17 protein-coding genes and 1 riboswitch are annotated in these 16,067 nt (G+C 39.5%); of the genes, 12 read left to right on the forward strand and 5 right to left on the reverse strand.

Annotation, left to right across the window (positions count from 1 at the left end):
- Positions 1-233 precede the first annotated feature (233 nt).
- Positions 234-381: riboswitch (molybdenum cofactor riboswitch) on the forward strand.
- The 4 genes from moaA (at position 370) to moaE (ending at position 2,541) form a co-directional block, all read left to right on the forward strand.
- Positions 370-1,359 (forward strand): GTP 3',8-cyclase MoaA, encoded by a 990-nt coding sequence (moaA, locus tag A6E06_RS02920; protein WP_065591554.1) that lies wholly within the window; start codon positions 370-372, stop codon positions 1,357-1,359. (Overlaps the previous riboswitch by 12 nt.)
- Before the next feature lie 12 nt (positions 1,360-1,371).
- Positions 1,372-1,851, forward strand: coding sequence for a cyclic pyranopterin monophosphate synthase MoaC (gene moaC / locus A6E06_RS02925; RefSeq protein WP_012550453.1), 480 nt, complete (start codon positions 1,372-1,374; stop codon positions 1,849-1,851).
- Positions 1,848-2,093 carry a molybdopterin synthase sulfur carrier subunit gene (moaD, locus tag A6E06_RS02930; protein ID WP_065591555.1) on the forward strand — a complete coding sequence of 82 codons (246 nt, stop codon included), beginning with the start codon at positions 1,848-1,850 and terminating at the stop codon, positions 2,091-2,093. The genes moaC and moaD overlap by 4 nt, the downstream gene beginning before the upstream one ends.
- A 1-nt stretch (position 2,094) precedes the next feature.
- Positions 2,095-2,541, forward strand: a complete 447-nt coding sequence (moaE, locus tag A6E06_RS02935) for a molybdopterin synthase catalytic subunit MoaE (RefSeq protein ID WP_065591556.1) — start codon at positions 2,095-2,097, stop codon at positions 2,539-2,541.
- A gap of 117 nt (positions 2,542-2,658) precedes the next feature.
- On the opposite strand, the gene A6E06_RS02940 is transcribed toward moaE, so the two are convergent.
- The 5 genes from A6E06_RS02940 to cmoA all read right to left on the reverse strand — a co-directional run bounded on the left by A6E06_RS02940 (position 2,659) and on the right by cmoA (position 7,849).
- Positions 2,659-3,624: an alpha-L-glutamate ligase-like protein gene (locus A6E06_RS02940; protein ID WP_065591557.1), complete on the reverse strand. Its 966-nt coding sequence runs from the start codon at positions 3,622-3,624 to the stop codon at positions 2,659-2,661.
- A gap of 3 nt (positions 3,625-3,627) precedes the next feature.
- Positions 3,628-5,136 (reverse strand): inactive transglutaminase family protein, encoded by a 1,509-nt coding sequence (locus tag A6E06_RS02945; protein ID WP_065591558.1) that lies wholly within the window; start codon positions 5,134-5,136, stop codon positions 3,628-3,630.
- A 109-nt stretch (positions 5,137-5,245) separates the two neighbouring features.
- Positions 5,246-6,013 carry an ATP-dependent zinc protease gene (locus tag A6E06_RS02950; protein ID WP_065591559.1) on the reverse strand — a complete coding sequence of 256 codons (768 nt, stop codon included), beginning with the start codon at positions 6,011-6,013 and terminating at the stop codon, positions 5,246-5,248.
- A gap of 79 nt (positions 6,014-6,092) precedes the next feature.
- A complete protein-coding gene (gene cmoB / locus A6E06_RS02955; RefSeq protein WP_065591560.1) occupies positions 6,093-7,067 on the reverse strand; it encodes a tRNA 5-methoxyuridine(34)/uridine 5-oxyacetic acid(34) synthase CmoB in 975 nt (324 codons plus the stop codon).
- Positions 7,068-7,120: 53 nt separating this feature from the next.
- Positions 7,121-7,849 (reverse strand): carboxy-S-adenosyl-L-methionine synthase CmoA, encoded by a 729-nt coding sequence (gene cmoA, locus A6E06_RS02960; protein ID WP_065591561.1) that lies wholly within the window; start codon positions 7,847-7,849, stop codon positions 7,121-7,123.
- Positions 7,850-8,220: 371 nt separating this feature from the next.
- On the opposite strand from cmoA, the gene aspS reads away from it, so the two are divergent.
- The 8 genes from aspS to A6E06_RS03000 all read left to right on the forward strand — a co-directional run bounded on the left by aspS (position 8,221) and on the right by A6E06_RS03000 (position 15,972).
- Positions 8,221-9,996 carry an aspartate--tRNA ligase gene (aspS, locus tag A6E06_RS02965; protein ID WP_065591562.1) on the forward strand — a complete coding sequence of 592 codons (1,776 nt, stop codon included), beginning with the start codon at positions 8,221-8,223 and terminating at the stop codon, positions 9,994-9,996.
- A gap of 150 nt (positions 9,997-10,146) precedes the next feature.
- Positions 10,147-10,668 carry a crossover junction endodeoxyribonuclease RuvC gene (ruvC, locus tag A6E06_RS02970; protein WP_060990573.1) on the forward strand — a complete coding sequence of 174 codons (522 nt, stop codon included), beginning with the start codon at positions 10,147-10,149 and terminating at the stop codon, positions 10,666-10,668.
- A 91-nt stretch (positions 10,669-10,759) separates the two neighbouring features.
- The gene (gene ruvA / locus A6E06_RS02975) at positions 10,760-11,383 is read left to right on the forward strand and encodes a Holliday junction branch migration protein RuvA (protein WP_065591563.1); all 624 of its coding nucleotides are present in this window, start codon (positions 10,760-10,762) and stop codon (positions 11,381-11,383) included.
- A 46-nt stretch (positions 11,384-11,429) separates the two neighbouring features.
- Entirely contained in the window at positions 11,430-12,443 is a 1,014-nt protein-coding gene (ruvB, locus tag A6E06_RS02980; protein ID WP_065591564.1) for a Holliday junction branch migration DNA helicase RuvB, read from the forward strand.
- A gap of 374 nt (positions 12,444-12,817) precedes the next feature.
- Complete coding sequence (cydA, locus tag A6E06_RS02985) at positions 12,818-14,404, forward strand: cytochrome ubiquinol oxidase subunit I (protein ID WP_065591818.1); 1,587 nt, start codon at positions 12,818-12,820, stop codon at positions 14,402-14,404.
- Between the two features lie 17 nt (positions 14,405-14,421).
- Positions 14,422-15,558, forward strand: a complete 1,137-nt coding sequence (gene cydB, locus A6E06_RS02990) for a cytochrome d ubiquinol oxidase subunit II (RefSeq protein WP_045101700.1) — start codon at positions 14,422-14,424, stop codon at positions 15,556-15,558.
- Positions 15,559-15,569: 11 nt separating this feature from the next.
- On the forward strand, positions 15,570-15,677 hold the full coding sequence (cydX, locus tag A6E06_RS02995) for a cytochrome bd-I oxidase subunit CydX (RefSeq protein WP_012550467.1): 108 nt from the start codon (positions 15,570-15,572) through the stop codon (positions 15,675-15,677).
- Positions 15,670-15,972 (forward strand): cyd operon YbgE family protein, encoded by a 303-nt coding sequence (locus A6E06_RS03000; RefSeq protein WP_065591565.1) that lies wholly within the window; start codon positions 15,670-15,672, stop codon positions 15,970-15,972. Before cydX ends, A6E06_RS03000 begins: the two co-directional genes overlap by 8 nt.
- Positions 15,973-16,067 lie beyond the last annotated feature (95 nt).

Genomic DNA, 16,067 nt, shown 5'->3' on the forward strand with positions numbered 1-16,067 from the left:
ATACTTAACGTCACATTATAATTAATAATAGTTTGGGTGATATGGAAAGTGACGACAAGCAATGATTAGTGAAATGTTGAATTCATCACAGTTTGCAGATTGAATGACGGCAAAAGCGTCACATTTATTAAACAATATTGAGTAATTTAGCTGAAATAACAAAAAAATTGGAAAATAGCAGGAATATTGAGTATTTTAATAAGAGCACCAATTTAATCAGTGTGGATTAAGTTTGGTTGCCATAACTCCGAGCTTAAGTTACTAAGTTGTTTTTAAGAAACACTCAATATGTAGCGTAAGCCAGTGACAATTCGGTCACAAGGGTTTGTTTGGAAATGAACAAGCCTCCCGTGTTTGGAAAGGTGTTCCGTGGCGAAACAATTTGAAGATAACTATAATCGCAAGTTTTATTACTTACGATTGTCGATTACAGACGTCTGTAATTTTAAATGTACTTATTGCTTACCTGATGGTTATAGGCCTGAAAATGGTAAACGAGAGTCCTTCCTAGAACTTGATGAAATCAAACGTACAGTCAGTGCGTTTGCGCGTTGTGGTACGTCAAAAGTACGTATTACTGGTGGTGAGCCAAGTCTGCGTAAAGATTTTACAGAAGTCATCCGTACCGTAGCTTCTCAACCTGGTATTACTAAAGTCGCAACCACGACGAATGGGTATCGTATGGAGAAGCATGTCGCTGAATGGCGAGAAGCGGGTCTTACCGATATCAATGTGAGTGTTGATAGTTTAAACCCAAATATGTTTTATCAGATCACAGGTGAAAATAAATTTGCCGAAGTTATGGCTGGTATTGATAAAGCAATTGAAGTGGGATTTAAGCAGGTAAAAGTCAATACCGTTCTACTCAAAGATCTCAATAGCACCGAATTACCTCTATTTTTAAAGTGGATTCAAACTCGTCCAATTCAATTGCGTTTTATTGAATTAATGCAAACGGGTGAAATGAACGACCTCTTTAAAAATCATCATCAGTCTGGTGTGTCTATTCGTAATCATTTAATTGCTAATAATTGGATATTAAAACCACGCGGTGAAAGTGACGGCCCTGCTCAAGTTTTTACTCATCCAGATTATGTGGGTGAGATTGGTTTGATCATGCCTTACGAGAAAGATTTTTGTCAAAGTTGCAATCGACTTCGAGTATCAGCAAAAGGCAAATTGCATATGTGTCTATTTGGTGATTATGGTGTTGATTTACGCGAACTATTGCAAGAAGACACACAGCAGGATGAATTAATTCAGTGTATTCAAACTCAGTTAGATAATAAAGCTGAAGGCCACTTTCTACATGATGGCCATGCAGGTATGACCCCACATTTAGCCTCTATTGGCGGATAATAAAGAAGAATTATGTCAAATTTTACTCATATTAATGCCTCTGGTGAGGCGAACATGGTTGATGTATCAGCTAAGCAAGAAACAGTACGTGAAGCGCGTGCAGAAGCGTTTGTTCACATGGCTCCAGAAACACTAAAGTTGATTGTTTCTGGTTCTCACCATAAAGGTGATGTGTTTGCGACAGCACGTATTGCTGGTATTCAAGCCGCGAAGAAAACATGGGATCTTATTCCTCTGTGTCATCCATTATTGTTAACTAAAGTTGAAGTACAATTAGAAGCGATTGAAGCTGAAAATATGGTTCGTATTGAATCAGTATGTAAACTAACAGGTAAAACAGGTGTAGAAATGGAAGCATTAACTGCTGCGTCTGTTGCTGCATTAACTATCTATGACATGTGTAAAGCCGTTCAAAAAGACATGGTTATTAGTCAAGTTCGTTTATTAGAAAAGACTGGCGGTAAATCTGGACACTTTAAGGCAGACGCATGATCACAGTATTATTTTTCGCTCAAACCAAAGAGTTAGTAGGTACTGGTAAACTGGAACTTACTGGCGATTACGCAACAGCAGAAGCGATTCGTGAAGAGTTAAGTAAAAAAGAAGGTAAATGGGATTTAGCCCTAGAGAAAGGCAAATTACTGGTTGCTATCAACCAAACTATTTCAAGTTTAGATTCAGCCGTTTCTGATGGTGATGAAGTTGCCTTCTTCCCACCTGTAACAGGCGGTTAATATGATTTCTGTTCAAGAGCATGATTTTAATGTCGGCGATGAGTATCAATTACTAGCAGAAGGTACTGCCGCAGGTGCAGTGGTTACCTTTATCGGTAAAGTTCGAGACATGAATCTTGGTGATGATGTTACCGGGCTTTCTCTAGAGCATTACCCAGGAATGACGGAAAAGTCTCTGAATGATATCGTTGCTCAAGCAAAATCGCGTTGGCCACTGCTTAAAGTGAAAGTGATTCATCGAGTCGGTGATTTAGAGCTTGGCGATCAAATTGTATTTGTCGGTGTATCAAGTGCGCATCGTGGTGCAGCGTTTGATTCTTGTGAGTTCATCATGGACTATTTAAAAACCAATGCCCCATTTTGGAAAAAAGAACGTACAACGAAAGAAGTTCGCTGGGTAGAATCAAGAGATACGGATAAATCAGCGGCACAACGTTGGGAAAAGTAATTATCTGAATAGCGGCTATCTGGATCGGTACTCGAGTTGGAAAGCAACGATAGAAGATAAAAAAAGGGAAGAGAGCATTAAGCTGTCTTCCCTTTTTTTATTTATTTATCCAGAGTGCTATTTATTATAAATACCAAACTGTTCCATAGCATAAGCAACACGAGCTTCAGGAGTCGGGTATGGAACCGTCTCCTCTAAGCTTTCAATGTGCTTTAAGCGGGGTAATAAACCCGTACCGTTAGCGATTTGAATGGCTAAACCGGGACGAGCGTTAAGCTCAAGTACCATTGGGCCGTATTTCTTATCTAGCACCATATCAGTCCCCATGTAGCCTAAACCTGTCATTTCCCAAGCACTTGATGCAAGAGTTAACAATTTATGCCAATGTGGAACTTCTAATGTACTTAATAATTTTCCAGTATCAGGGTGCTTTTCAACGGGTAAGTCAAACTGTACTGCACGTACGGCTTTACCTGTACCAATATCAATCCCCACACCAACAGCGCCTTGGTGTAAATTTGCTTTACCATCTGAGTTTGTGGTTGATAAGCGCATCATTGCCATTACAGGGTAGCCCTTAAATACAATAATACGAACATCTGGCACTCCTTCATAACTGAAGCCGTCAAAGACATCATCAAACTCGATCAAATTCTCTATCATAGCGACATCGTTTTTTCCACCAAGGGAGAAAAGACCTGCTAATGTATTAGTAATATGACGTTCGACGTCTTGTTTATTCGCTTCTGCACCAGATGGTTTGTAATAAATTCCATCTTTATGAGATGTGACAACCAAAATCCCTTTACCGCCACTGCCTTGAGCTGGTTTGATTACAAAACCAGGCCAATCTTTAACGATATCGTGAATGTTCTTTACTTCAGCTTGGCTATCAATCACACCGATAAGCTTAGGAACGGTTGCCCCAGCTTTCTCAGCAATGATTTTTGTTTTTAATTTATCATCAACCAATGGGTACTTGCTTCGGTCATTGTAACGGCCAATATAGCCACCGTTACGCTGATTCATTCCCATGATCCCTTTTGCTTTTAGTTTTGAAGGAGACGTAAATCGACTAAACATAGATTAGTCCTCCGCTAAAGGCTTAAAGCGACGAAGCTCACTTAAACGGTAACCTGTATAATTACCAAGCATTAGGATAAGCGCTAAGATAATTAATTGAATACCAATAAAGTTAAAGGTTAAGTGCTGTACAAATGGATTCGTCATTGCTATGTAGATTAATACTGCAGTCAACAATGAACCACCGCCTTGAGTTGCCACTTCTTTCCAACCTTCCTCTTCCCATAGGATAGACATACGTTCTACCGTCCAAGAAAGGATGATCATAGGGAAGAAAGTAATACTTAACCCAGCAGTTAAGCCAATCTTAAAGGCTACAATCGTAAAGACTGAGATAATCATAATAACGGCGATGATAACCGCTGAGATCCTGGCCACTAAGAGTAGATTGAGTTTGGATAAGTAACTACGGATGACTAAACCTGTACCTACAATCAGTAAGAAACCGACAATCCCTGTGACTAGCTGAGTCTGAACAAAGGCAACGGCAATAAGTACAGGCATGAAAGTACCAGACGTTTTTAAACCGACAATGACTCGTAAGAAAACAACCATTAGCGCACCGATAGGAATAAGCATGATGGTTTTAAACATCGACTGCTCTTCAAGCGGTAGGCTGTGAATAGAGAAGTTTAACAGGTTATCTGCTTCTACTTTCTTTTCTGTTGCGGCTGTTGGCGAAATCTCTTGTGCAATCATTGAGAAGTTAATTTGGCTGTTCTTTCCACCAACAACATCTAATAAAGAAACATTAGTTTCATCCCAAAGTAGTAAGTTAGCGGGCTGGCCCTGCTCTCCAGTTTCTGGATTGAATAACTGCCACTTTTCACCGCTCCATACTTCAACCATGTGCTGAACAGATTGACGACGACGACCATCTTCTAACCAAAGTGTCCCAACAACTTTGTTATGAATTGCTTCATAGCTTAGTAATTTAGAAACGGCTTGAACTTTAGTTAAGTCGTTTAAAAGTAAAGAGGCATTCTGATTATCAGGATCGTTGAATTGTTTAATTAATTCACGGGTTAAGGTGATGTCATCAGAAGAACGTGCTCTTGCTTGCTCTAATAATGAAATCGCTGCAGCTTCATGCGGGCCTTCAAAAGTCACAGCTTCTGGTTTATCAGATTTTGGTGGTTCCACTGTAGCCTGAGCTTGGGGATCAACTAAAATTTGAGTCTTGTAATACAACGTTTGTGGGCCATTTGCTTGACGAATAGTCCATTCTGCGCGACGTCCATGATCAGTCGTTAGATAAGCAATACCATAACCTGGAGATGAAGCACTCTCATCAACAATGGTAAAACCGGCTTGAGTTTGTGGTGCAGCCATTGATACCTTGACAGGTTTATTTACTGCATCAAATTGAATTCGGGCTTCTACGTCCCAAACTTGGCTTCTTTCTCCTGGTGTCCAAGGCACTCCGTATGAGTCATGGCGTAGCCAGCTCAGTGTAAGTCCAGCGACAACTAATAGTGAGATAAGAAAATAAAAAGGCACTCTTGATGGCATAACGTCCTCATTGTAATGGCATAAGTGGAAGATAAGTATAATTGTAATTCAAGCGGTAATTTTTGCTACTAAGAGATTGAATAAATTACCGCTTATTTGAAGTCGGGTGTTATTTTTTGCTTTGAACAAATTCTTTACTGACATCAATAACAGCAATGTCTTGTATAAACTCACGACCTAATAAAACAGAATGGGTCATGTGAGAACGATCCGCAAGAGTAAATTGTACTTTTTCATGAATTGCTCCAAGTTTGATCCACAGTTCAACAACAGGGCGACGTTCTGCTTCTTCAGTTGTCGATTGACGAATTTTAACATTGCGGATTACAGGAGCAGTAATCCATTCCAATTTGCCATCTTCTTGCGCATCTTGGTTTATTAAATGGAATCGCACCCATTGGGTGCCATTACGTTCAAATTCTTGAAGATCAACGGCATTAAGAGAAGAGGTTGTTGCTCCAGTATCAATACGAGCACTGAATTTTTGCTGTATATCAGCAATTTCTACGTTTTCAATCGCACCTAAAATAAGAGTGTCTTTTAATGATTGGGTTTGCATCGAAATAGGAATAGGTGCTAGGCGGGTTTTCTGTGAAGTTGCTTGCTTTATACTCGATTGAATTTTGGTTTGCTCAGTGCGAACCATTGAAAGCTCTTCTGATACATTCGACAGTTCTTTTTCTAATGTCGAAATATAATCATTTTGTGTCTCAATTTTTGTTTCCATACCACCTAAACGAGTATTTAGATTGGTTTCCATAGACTTAATGGCTGCAACTGTTTCTGTATTATCTGAAGCGACTGGCGTTGTTTGTTGAGTCAGTGCGCATCCTGAAAGGCTTAGGATAGCAACCAATGGTAGAATTCGTTGGATCATTTTATGTTCCGTTGAGTTAAATTAACATGTGCATAATAACGAAAATAAATAGGGGCTGATAGCCCCACAATGTTAGCGTTTAGTCAGGTTTTTTTGCAATTAAGATCGCACGCTTAGGCGCTGGGTGACCTTCAATTGTTTTTGTTGGATCATTTTGGTCTAAGTATTCTGGTAGAGAATTGTGTTTCATCCATTCCGTTGAACGTTGTTCTCCTGTTGTAGTAACGCATTCATCCACAATGTTAACGTCTACAAATCCCACGCTTTCTAGCCATACTTTTAATGCTCGAGCAGATGGGAAAAAGAAAACATTACGCATTTGAGCATAACGATCAACAGGCATTAATACTGCGTTTTCATCGCCATCAATAACCAGTGTTTCTAGCACTAATTCACCGCCAGCGACTAATTGGTTTTTCAATTGAATTAAATGGTCAAGTGGAGAGCGGCGGTGATAAAGAACCCCCATGCTAAATACAGTATCAAATGCATTTAATTCTGGAAGCTGTTCAATGCCTAAGGGTAATAAATGAGCTCGTTGGTCATTGCCCATTAATTTACGAATGGCTTCGAATTGAATTAAGAATAAGTGTGATGGGTCAATACCTACACACAGACGAGCTTCTTCACCTAGCATACGCCACATGTGGTAGCCATTACCGCAACCTACATCTAAAATTGAGCGGTTTTTAAGTGGAGTAATGTGGGGCAGTAATCGGTCCCATTTCCAATCAGAGCGCCATTCAGTATCAATATGAATTTCATGGACACTAAACGGACCTTTACGCCAAGGGTGAAAGGTTTGTAATAAGTTTTCTAACTTTTTACGTTCACCATCAATTAAAGGGGTGTTATTTGAAAGGGTAACTGATGATTTTAAATCAATATTATCAGCACAGCCCTCAGGGATTTTTTTAAGCGCTTTTGTCCAACGCTCAATGTCACCATGCTCTGCATTTTGCCAATCAGTTAATTGCTGAGGTAAAGTATTTAACCAAGGCTGAAGAATGGTATCTTGAGAAACGAGCGTATAAAAATTAGCAAAATTTAACATGAGATATCTTTAGTTAATAAATTTAGGTAAAAAATAGAAAGAAACAAAACCAGTTACTTTATCGCAAACATAGATCCAAAGTTGAAGCATTGGAACCATACTTCTGCACTTTTAAAACCAATGTCTTTAAAACGTTCTTTATGAGTATCAATTGGGTCAGGTAGCATTACATGTTCAATCGCGCTACGTTTTTGACTTATTTCTAATTCACTGTAACCATTAGCACGTTTGAAATCATGGTGTAAATCGATAAGTAATTCGTTAGCAGTGTTATCTTCAAAAATGTATTTTTCGGATAAAATAAGAATGCCACCAGGGCGTAGGCCCGCATAGATTTTTTCTAATAACGTTCGACGATCGACTGGGGCTAAAAATTGCAGTGTGAAATTCAACACCACAACAGAAGCATCTTGTATTTCTACATCACGGATATCTGCTTCTATAATCGATACTGGGGTATCTGAACGATAAGCGTTAATAAGCAGGCGACATCGTTCAACCATTGCTGATGAGTTATCGACCCCAATGATTTGACACCCTTCTTGATTGATATGGCGACGCATAGATAACGTTGCTGCGCCTAGAGAGCAGCCTAAATCATAAACTGTTGAATGAGGCTTGGCATAGCGCTCGGCTAGCATTCCGATTGCTGAAATTATATTACTGTAACCTGGGATAGATCGTTGAATCATATCCGGGAAGACTTCAGCAACTCGTTCATCAAAGGTAAAGTCACCAATTTTATCAATAGGTGTTGAAAAAATAGTATCAGGGTTAGCCATGTTATTCTCACAAAGGCACGTTGTTTATCCGTACTTATTTATATCAATTCTAGGTAAATATTGGTTTGTTCTACTTACCTAGAATTGCATACATCCGTGCTCTCCTGCACATGATGACACCATTGTAGTTAATTCTTATCTTAAAGTCTTTAGGCCAATGATAATTGAAAGTGAACTTTTTTTACTCCGTGCTATGTCGTTAGAATGTTTTTCCTTTATAATGGCGCTATATTTTTGCGTTTTGTATATTAATACAGCAAAGTAGCTGTTTTATTAGTCATTTTAGCAAGCGTAAATAGGTTTATGAAAAATGCAGTAAGGCTTTTTATTGCATTTACTATTGATATGTATATTAGATTGGGAAAATCATCATGCGCACCCATTACTGTGGTAACCTGAACAAGTCCCTTGCAGGGCAAACTGTAGAACTTTGCGGCTGGGTAAACCGTCGCCGTGACTTAGGCGGTCTTATCTTTATTGATATGCGAGATCGTGAAGGTGTCGTTCAGGTAGTTGTTGATCCAGATATGAAAGATATCTTTTCAATCGCTAACCAACTGCGTAATGAGTTCTGTATCAAATTTACTGGTGAAGTACGTGTTCGTCCTGACAGCCAAGTAAATAAAGATATGTCGACGGGTGAAGTTGAACTTTACGCGACTGGTCTTGAGATCATCAACCGTTCAGAAGCACTTCCACTGGATTTCAATCAAACGAACTCAGAAGAGCAACGCCTGAAGTACCGTTATATTGATTTACGTCGTCCAGAAATGAGTGACCGTATCAAGTTACGTGCTCGTGCATCTAGCTTTGTTCGTCGTTTCTTAGATGAGAACCTATTCTTAGACATCGAAACACCAGTACTAACGAAAGCAACGCCAGAAGGCGCTCGTGATTACCTAGTACCAAGCCGTGTTCATAAAGGCAGCTTTTACGCACTTCCACAATCACCACAGTTGTTTAAACAACTTCTGATGATGTCTGGTTTTGATCGCTACTACCAAATCGTTAAATGTTTCCGTGATGAAGATTTACGTGCTGACCGTCAACCTGAATTTACTCAAATCGATATTGAAACGTCTTTCTTATCATCTAGCCAAGTTCGTGAAATTACTGAACGTCTAGTTCATGATATGTGGAAAGAGCTTCTTGATGTAGAGCTTGGTCAATTCCCTATAATGAAGTTCTCTGAAGCGATTCGTCGTTTTGGTTCTGATAAACCAGATCTACGTAACCCACTAGAATTAGTTGATGTTGCTGATCTTCTTAAAGAAGTAGAATTCCAAGTATTCGCTGGTCCTGCCAATGACGAAAAAGGCCGTGTTGCGGTTATTCGTGTTCCTGGTGGTGCATCGCTATCTCGTAAACAAATTGATGAATACGGTAAGTTCGTAGGTATCTACGGCGCGAAAGGCCTTGCTTGGATGAAAGTAAACGATCGTGCTGCTGGCCTTGAAGGTGTTCAATCTCCTGTTGCTAAATTCCTAAACGCAGACGTTGTAAATGGTATTTTAGAACGTACCGAAGCTGAAACGGGCGATATCATTCTATTTGGTGCAGATAAAGCAAACATTGTTTCTGAAGCAATGGGTGCATTACGTATCAAGCTTGGTGATGACTTAGAATTAACAGATAAGAAAGCATGGGCACCGCTTTGGGTTATCGATTTCCCAATGTTTGAAGAAGATGGCGAAGGTAACTTGCATGCAATGCACCACCCATTCACTTCTCCATTAGGAATGACAGCGGAAGAACTTAAAGTAAACCCTGCTGCTGCAAATTCTGATGCGTACGACATGGTTATCAACGGCTATGAAGTGGGTGGTGGTTCTGTTCGTATTCACAATGCTGAAATGCAAACTGCAGTATTCGGCATCCTAGGTATCGAAGCGAAAGAGCAACAAGAGAAATTTGGTTTCTTACTTGAAGCGCTTAAATACGGCACGCCGCCACACGCAGGTCTTGCTTTCGGTCTTGACCGTCTTGCGATGCTACTTTGTGGTACAGAAAACATTCGTGACGTTATTGCATTCCCGAAAACGACAGCAGCAGCGTGTCTACTTACGAATGCGCCAAGCCTAGCGAATCCTGATTCTCTTGCAGAATTATCAATTGCAGTAAAACTTGCTGAGAAAAAAGACGCTTAATTAAGTTTTCTTTTTATTAAAAAATGCCCGCCTTATGCGGGCATTTTTGTATCTGCGTTATCTTAAATGAGATAGTAGCACATGACGAATACCTTGAGTTTATGGGGATATCTAGCTAATATACATGTATAAATAATCAGTGGTTTTACTATGTCTATCATTTTAGGGATTGATCCCGGCTCTCGCATTACTGGCTACGGCGTTATTCGTCAAAATGGCCGACACTTGCAATATTTAGGTAGCGGTTGTATCCGTATGTCAGAAAAAGAACTTCCTGGTCGTTTAAAACAAATCTATGCAGGTGTTTCTGAAATAATTACTCAGTTTCAACCTGACGTATTCGCTATCGAACAAGTATTCATGTCTAAAAATGCAGATTCAGCATTAAAGTTAGGTCAAGCGCGAGGCAGTGCAATAGTGGCAGCAGTCAATGCCGATCTCCCTGTTTATGAATATGCTGCACGTTTAATTAAGCAAGCGGTAACAGGAACGGGTGGGGCAGATAAAGCACAAGTTCAGCATATGGTGATGACGATGTTAAAACTTCCAGCAAAACCACAAGCCGATGCCGCTGATGGGTTAGGGGTTGCGATTTGTCATGCTAATACCAATAAGACCTTAATCGCATTAGCGGGTAAAGCAACCAGTGCTCGACGTGGACGATATCGTTAAAGCACACTTAAATTATCATTTCTTTTACTGGATATCTATCCAGTTCTTTATTACTATTCGATGTAGTTAATTATTTTAAAGAGTATCTATTGTGATCGGACGCCTTCGTGGAAATTTATTAGAAAAACAACCTCCAGAATTATTAATTGAGGTAAGTGGTGTTGGCTATGAAGTCCAAATGCCAATGAGTTGTTTTTATGAGTTACCTGAAATTGGCACAGAAGCGATCATTTATATTCACTATGTAGTACGTGAAGATGCCCAATTATTATATGGTTTTAACACAAAAAAAGAGCGTGCGTTATTTAGAGAAGTCATTAAAGCGAATGGTGTTGGTCCTAAATTAGGGCTAGCGATTTTATCTGGTATGACAGCGTCGCAATTTGTTCAAAGTGTAGAGCGTGAAGATATTTCGACTTTAGTTAAATTACCAGGTGTTGGTAAAAAAACGGCAGAGCGTTTAGTCGTAGAGATGAAAGACCGCCTTAAAGGGTGGGGCGCGGGTGATTTATTTACTCCAGCAACGGATTCAGTTCCAATGGATAATGGCTCTGATTTGATAACGTCCCCACAAAGTGCACAAGATGAAGCCGTCAGTGCGCTTATTTCTTTAGGTTATAAACCAGTGCAAGCATCGAAAATCGTTTCTCAAGTTGCTAAACCAGACATGACCAGTGAAACGTTAATTCGTGAATCACTGAAATCAATGATCTAATACCACCTTAGTCCTTTTTACCTATTGAATTTTTGAGTGCTTTTTTATGATTGAAGCTGATCGCCTTATTGCCGCAGATAGTCCTGTTTTTCGTGAAGAAGAAGTTATTGATCGAGCAATTCGCCCTAAAAAGCTAGAAGACTACCGTGGTCAAGATCATGTTCGCAGCCAGATGGAAATTTTCATTAAAGCTGCACAAATGCGTAATGAACCTCTCGATCATTTGCTTATCTTTGGCCCTCCAGGCTTAGGTAAAACGACATTAGCGAATATCGTTGCTAACGAGATGGAAGTAAATATTCGGACTACTTCAGGGCCTGTTCTTGAAAAGGCAGGGGATCTAGCTGCGCTTCTAACAAACTTAGAAGAAAATGACATTTTATTTATTGATGAGATCCACCGATTAAGCCCTGTGGTTGAAGAAATACTGTATCCAGCAATGGAAGATTATCAATTAGATATTATGATTGGTGAAGGCCCTGCAGCACGCTCAATAAAAATTGATTTGCCTCCTTTTACCTTAATCGGAGCAACAACAAGGGCGGGATCATTAACATCACCACTACGTGACCGTTTCGGTATTGTGCAACGGCTAGAATATTACAATGTAGATGACCTTCAATATATAGTTAAACGCAGTGCGGATTGTTTGAATCTGTCTATGGAATCTGATGGGGCACTTGAAGTTGCACGACGAGCACGCGGTACGCCACGAATAGCGAATAGATTATTGCGCCGAGTACGTGATTATGCGGATGTAATGAGTGATAGTCATATTTCTTCTGAAATTGCAGACAAAGCGTTGAATATGCTTGATGTTGATGTTCGTGGTTTTGATTATATGGATAGAAAATTATTATTAGCCATTATGGAAAAATTTAATGGTGGGCCTGTAGGTCTTGATAATGTTGCCGCAGCCATTGGTGAAGAAAGAGATACCATTGAAGATGTCATTGAACCTTATTTAATTCAACAAGGCTACCTGCAACGCACACCAAGAGGTCGAATTGTCTCCGATCGAGCGTATACTCATTTTGGTATTGATAGACCAGATAAATAAACTAGGGACAATTATTCATAATTTGTCATATTTTATTAATAAAATTATAAGTAGAATGAAAGCGGGTGATCAAAATTACCCGCTTTTTTGTATAAGAAATGTGTAAAATGTGAAAAATAAGAGATTATGTAAAAAAAACTGTAATTAACTTTCAAATTTTAGACAAATCTTTTGAAAGATATCGTGTTTCCTATTAATATTAGCAGGTTCTATATTAGGTTATGCTTAACATTAAGCTAACGTTTTGATTACAATCATGTAACACTTTGTGGTTATTAATACGGTATAAATATTAAAACCAATACAAAGTATTACGCTCACCCAAAAGTGTGAAAGCACTGTGTCATTCAGCCTGACACAAAGGAGTTCTCATGATCTTTGATGTAGTGGAGTTATCGCGATTGCAGTTTGCAATGACAGCGATGTATCACTTCCTATTCGTTCCCCTGACTTTAGGTATGGCCTTTCTATTGGCTATCATGGAGTCGTTATATGTAATGACCGACAAACAAATCTACAAGGACATGACTAAGTTCTGGGGTAAGTTGTTCGGTATTAATTTCGCATTAGGTGTTGCTACAGGCCTAACGATGGAATTCCAGTTTGGTACTAACTGGTCTTACTACTCTCACTATGTTGGTGATATTTTCGGTGCGCCTCTCGCGATCGAAGCACTAATGGCTTTTTTCTTAGAATCTACTTTTGTTGGTTTATTCTTCTTTGGTTGGGATCGTTTATCAAAACGTCAGCACCTTACTGTAACTTGGTTAGTGGCGTTAGGGTCAAACTTCTCTGCTCTTTGGATTCTAGTAGCGAATGGCTGGATGCAAAACCCAGTAGGCGCCGAATTTAACTTTGAAACCATGCGTATGGAAATGGTAAGTTTTGCTGAAGTGGTATTGAACCCAGTAGCTCAAGTTAAGTTCGTACATACAGTAGCATCAGGCTACACCTGTGGTGCAATGTTCGTTCTTGGTATCAGTTCTTACTACCTATTAAAAGGTCGTGATGTTGCCTTTGCACGTCGTTCATTCGCAATTGCTGCATCTTTCGGCATGGCATCAATTTTATCTGTAATGGTACTTGGTGATGAATCTGGTTATGAACTGGGTGAAGTTCAACAAGTTAAGCTAGCAGCAATCGAAGCTGAATGGCATACAGAAGAAGCACCGGCGGCATTTACTGTATTTGGTTTACCAAACCAAGAGTCAATGGAAACGGATTACGCAATTAAGATCCCTTATGTTATGGGTATTATTGCAACGCGTTCATTAGATAAACAAGTAACAGGCTTACGTGATCTAAAAGAGCAACACGAAGTACGTATCCGTAATGGTATGATTGCTTATGAATTGCTAGAAAAATTACGTAATGGTGATAAAACACCTGAAAATATCGCAGCATTTGATGATGTTAAACATGACCTAGGTTACGGCTTATTACTTAAGCGCTATACCGACAATGTCGTTGATGCAACAGAAGAGCAAATTAAAGCCGCTGCGGATGATTCAATCCCAACAGTTTGGCCTCTATTCTTCTCGTTCCGTATCATGGTTGCTTGTGGTGTAGCAATGCTACTTATCTTCGGTTTTGCCTTTGTTCAGACGTGTCGTCAGAAAATTGGTCAAAAATCATGGTTACTTAAGGCGGCCTTATTTGGTATGCCACTACCATGGATCGCAATTGAAGCTGGTTGGTTTGTCGCAGAATATGGTCGTCAACCATGGGCAGTTGGTGAAATATTACCAGTAAATGTTGCTGCGTCTGCATTGACAGTGCCTGAGATTTTAACCTCAATGGCAATGATTATTGGTCTGTACACGATATTCTTGATTGCTGAAGTTTACCTAATGGTGAAATTCGCACGCAAAGGTCCTAGCAGCTTGAAAACTGGCCGTTATCACTTTGAGCAAGATGGTCAAGATTCAGAAGCGAAATTATCTCGCCAAGTAGAAGCATAACAACGGAGATTTGAGTAATGTTTGATTACGAAGTATTGCGATTTGTTTGGTGGGCATTGATCGGTGTATTACTGATTGGTTTCGCTGTAACAGATGGCTTTGATATGGGTGTAGGTGCATTAGTGCCTATCATCGGTAAAACAGATACAGAACGTCGAGTGATGATTAACTCAATCGCTCCTCACTGGGAAGGTAACCAGGTTTGGTTAGTAACTGCTGGTGGTGCATTGTTTGCTGCATGGCCTTTAGTCTACGCAGCGTCATTCTCTGGTTTCTATTTAGCGATGATGCTGACGTTAGCGGCATTATGGTTTCGTCCAGTAGGTTTCGATTACCGTTCTAAAATTGAAGATAAGCGCTGGCGTTCGGCATGGGATGCTGCAATCTTCATTGGTAGCTTTGTTCCACCAATTATTTTTGGTGTTGCATTTGGTAACCTTCTTCAAGGGGTTCCATTTGAACTGAATAACCTAATGATGCTTAAGTATCATGGTGGATTTTTTGACCTACTAAATCCGTTTGCATTAATTTGTGGTTTGGTAAGCTCTGCAATGTTTGTATTGCAGGGTGCTACTTGGTTACAAATGAAAACAACCGATCAAATTCATGCACGAGCAAGTCAAGTTTCAATGATTTGTTCAGCATTGATTATCGTATTGTTTACCGTTGCCGGTTTTTGGGCTCAAAGCATTGAAGGCTTCGTGATTACAAGTGTTATGGATCATAACGCGCCATCAGATCCTTTAAATAAAGATGTTATCCGTCAAGTAGGCGCTTTATTCTTAAACTTTAAAGAATACCCACTACTATGGATTGCACCAGCTCTTGCGGTTGTTATGCCTGTAATTGCTATGATTGCGACTAAGCTGAAAAAAGCATGGGTTGCGTTTATTGCATCAAGCCTAACCAATGCAGGTGTTATTTTAACATCTGGCTTTGCACTGTTCCCATTTGTAATGCCATCAAGCTTAAACCCAGATCATAGTTTGACTATGTGGGATTCAACATCAAGTGAGCTAACATTGAATATTATGACAGTAGTTGCAGTAGTAATGGTTCCGACTATTCTTGCTTATACTGCATGGACTTATTACAAAATGTTTGGCCGTATCGACACTAAGTTTGTTGAAGAAAACAAAAATTCGCTTTATTAAGGAGCATAACAATGTGGTATTTTGCATGGATCCTAGGCGTGCTACTAGCATGTTCATTTGCAATCATTAATGCTCTTTGGCTAGAGCATTCAGAAATGATGGACAAAGACAGTGAGTAATCTCGCTGACAAAATAGACAATGTTCAACGCCCAATCAATAATATTATCGTACGATTATTATTAGTTGGGGCGGCTATTTTCCACATGGCAATGCTAATGTGGGAGCCAACAGTATATTCTGAACAAATTGGTGGCTTTGGTGGGTTGTTAGCCCCTAGCTTGATTTATTCGGTCTGTACGGCATTCATTTTTGCTGTTGGATTTGTTCCGCAAAAATGGATTTGGAAGTTGTTATTTAGTCCGTATTTTTCAATATTGTTTTTAGGCTACTTTAGTTACCTGTATTTTATGTAACTTTAAGCGCCTCATATAATTCGTATATTGGAACATCATACTAAGCGGTTTATTATTTTTTTAAGTAATGAACCGCTTTTTTTTTGACGATTTAG

Source organism: Aliivibrio sp. 1S175, assembly GCF_001690985.1.
In the GTDB taxonomy this organism is placed as follows: Bacteria; Pseudomonadota; Gammaproteobacteria; order Enterobacterales; family Vibrionaceae; genus Aliivibrio.